This is a genomic window from Aestuariivirga sp., from assembly GCF_046093005.1.
In the GTDB taxonomy this organism is placed as follows: domain Bacteria; phylum Pseudomonadota; class Alphaproteobacteria; order Rhizobiales; family Aestuariivirgaceae; genus Aestuariivirga.
The window spans coordinates 1-2,513 of record NZ_JBJTER010000132.1; the positions used below are offsets into that span (position 1 = coordinate 1).

Here is a 2,513-nt window from a genome sequence, read left to right on the forward strand (position 1 = left end):
CGCCAGCTTCGCGATGTGTTGCCCCGGCCTCCACGGCGGCCAGGACCCGGACCCTGAGATCGAGTGACAGCGCTTTCGACATGACTGCCGGCCTCCAAACCCGGCAGACAGTGTGAATCACTTCCGCACTGATTTGGGAAACCCAAAAAGATTCATTCAGATGGAGTGCCGCTCTAGTGGTGGTACAATCGGTAGGACACGCATTCGCAATTACAAGAATTGCCAAACGATTTCAATGTGATCGCTCTAAAAATGGCGGAGACGGAGGGATTCGAACCCTCGATACGCCTTAACAGCGTATGACGATTTAGCAAACCGTTGCCTTCAGCCGCTCGGCCACGTCTCCTGCCTGAGTTTGGCTTTTGCCGTGATTTCCAGAGCGATGCAAGCGCGCCGTCGTCATCCTCAGCCGCGGCGGGGCGGGGCTTGGGGGAATTCCTTGAGCAGGCGCCGCTCGAGTTCGACGAGGTCGGCGGGCAGCGACATGCCGGTGGCGCGGAGCTGGTTCAGTTCCTGGTGAACCTGTTGATAGAGCTCTCGCAGGTCTTCCGGCTGGCCGTTGATCTCGCCCAACAGCAGCCCGATCTGCGCTTTGAGCTGTTCGAATGCCATGGTTTGATGCTCCTTGCCGACGGCGTTGCGGGCTATGATAGGCGGTTCGCCGCCAGGCCGCCAGCTTAGAGCAATTCTAAATCCGAGTATTTTACTCGGTTTTTCTTGACAGCCCAATTCGCGCGACGCATAGAGCGCCGGTCAGACAACTCTTTCATTAGCCAGGAGTGCCCGCTCATGCCCGTTTCCCGCCGTTCGTTTCCCGCTTTTTGCTTCATGCTCGCGCTGGCCTCCGGCCTCGCCGCCCCGGCTTCAGCGGCTGAAGAGGTGAATATCTACAGCTACCGGCAGCCGGCCCTGATCCAGCCACTGTTCGATGCCTTCACGGCCAAGACCGGCATTGAGGTGCGCGCGGTGTTCGCCGACAGCGGTCTGGTCGAGCGCCTCGCCCAGGAAGGCCGCAACAGCCCAGCCGATATCCTGCTCACCGCCGATGTCGGCCGCCTCGTGGAAGCTGCCAGCCGCGGGCTGGCGCAGCCCGTTGATTCGGCTGTCATCCTCGCCGACGTGCCGGCCAACCTGCGCGATCCGGAAAACCGCTGGTTTGGCCTCACCATGCGGGCCCGCGTCGTCTATGCTTCGAAGGACCGCGCGCCCATCACCGCCGTCAGCTACGAGGAGCTGGCCGATCCGAAATGGCGCGGCAAGATCTGCATGCGGCCCGGCAACCACCCCTACAATCTTGCCCTGATCGCCGCAATGATCGCTCACAAGGGTGAGGATTTCACCCGGGCCTGGCTAAAAGGCGTCAAGGCCAATCTGGCGGTCAAGCCCTCCGGCAATGACCGGGCCCAGGCCAAGAGCGTGTTCGCCGGCGAATGCGATCTGGCCATCGCAAACACCTATTACATGGGCAAGATGCTGACCGAGGAAAAAGAGCCCGAGCAGAAGCAATGGGCCGGGGCGGTGAAGATCGTGTTTCCCGCCTCGCCGGATTTCGGCACGCATGTGAACATCTCCGGCATGATGCTCACCGCCAACGCGCCCAACCGCGAAAGCGCGCTGAAGCTGATGGAATTTCTGGCCAGCGACGAAGCTCAGCAGCTCTATGCCAATGGCAATTTTGAATATCCGGTGAACCCCCGCGTGGCCGCCAGCGAGCTGGTGCGCTCGTGGGGCGCTTTCACGCCCGACAGCATCAACGTGGCCGAGATCGCCGAATTCGAGCCCGCCGCCTCACGGCTGGTGGACGAGGTGCAGTTTAACGACTAGTGTCCTGAGTCAAAAGTTCGCGGTATCTGTCCTGTACAATTATGCCATGGCGTTCCCGCTCTTGCGCGGAGGACTCCATGGCGTCTGTACGAAGGGCTCCTGAGATTGTTTTGACCCCGGAGGAGCGTGCTGAGCTTGAAGGTTTAGCGCCGCGGCGCAAGACGGCGGAAGCGTGGGCCATGCGGGCGCGGATCGTGCTTACCAGCGCGCGGGGCGCGCAGAGCAAGAACATCGCTGTGGAACTTGGCGTATGCGCCAGCACCATGGGCAAGTGTCGCCGGCGGTTCGCGGCTCCCGGACTTGACGGATTGTATGACGAACCGCGTTCAGGCAAGCCCGCGGCATTGATGGCGCGCGCATTGAAGCGCTGAAAGCCGGCCCGCCACTGCCACGCAGTGGAATTCGCGCGGCATGGCTGGGGCAAGCGGGCCGTTGCGCCTCACCCCCGCCAGCGCATCACGGCTCAACCAGGACACACGTTTCTACGCCCTCATCACCGAAAGGAAGATCAGTCGCGGCATTCACGAAAGCGTGGCCGCGCGCAAGGCGGACATCGCAGCCTTCATCAACGCCCGCAACGCGAAACCAAGGCCGTTCAGCTGGATCAAATCAGCAGACCAAATCCTAGCCTCAATCGCGAGGTTCTGTCCAAAACCCCAGTTCATGAGACCACGAATTGATCGCCCGGA

3 protein-coding genes and 1 tRNA gene are annotated in these 2,513 nt (G+C 61.4%); 2 read left to right on the forward strand and 2 right to left on the reverse strand.

What is annotated here, in order from left to right; all coding sequences use genetic code 11:
* Window positions 1-253: 253 nt before the first annotated feature.
* Together ACKOED_RS11635 and ACKOED_RS11640 are read right to left on the reverse strand one after the other, a co-directional pair.
* Window positions 254-346, reverse strand: a tRNA-Ser gene (locus ACKOED_RS11635).
* A gap of 59 nt (window positions 347-405) precedes the next feature.
* Window positions 406-612, reverse strand: coding sequence for a hypothetical protein (locus ACKOED_RS11640; protein WP_408916763.1), 207 nt, complete (start codon window positions 610-612; stop codon window positions 406-408).
* 177 nt (window positions 613-789) lie between these two features.
* Between ACKOED_RS11640 and ACKOED_RS11645 the strand changes: the two genes are divergently transcribed.
* Together ACKOED_RS11645 and ACKOED_RS11650 are read left to right on the forward strand one after the other, a co-directional pair.
* Window positions 790-1,824 (forward strand): Fe(3+) ABC transporter substrate-binding protein, encoded by a 1,035-nt coding sequence (locus ACKOED_RS11645; RefSeq protein ID WP_408916764.1) that lies wholly within the window; start codon window positions 790-792, stop codon window positions 1,822-1,824.
* 179 nt (window positions 1,825-2,003) lie between these two features.
* The gene (locus ACKOED_RS11650; protein WP_408916765.1) at window positions 2,004-2,195 is read left to right on the forward strand and encodes a helix-turn-helix domain-containing protein; all 192 of its coding nucleotides are present in this window, start codon (window positions 2,004-2,006) and stop codon (window positions 2,193-2,195) included.
* The last annotated feature ends 318 nt before the right edge of the window (window positions 2,196-2,513 follow it).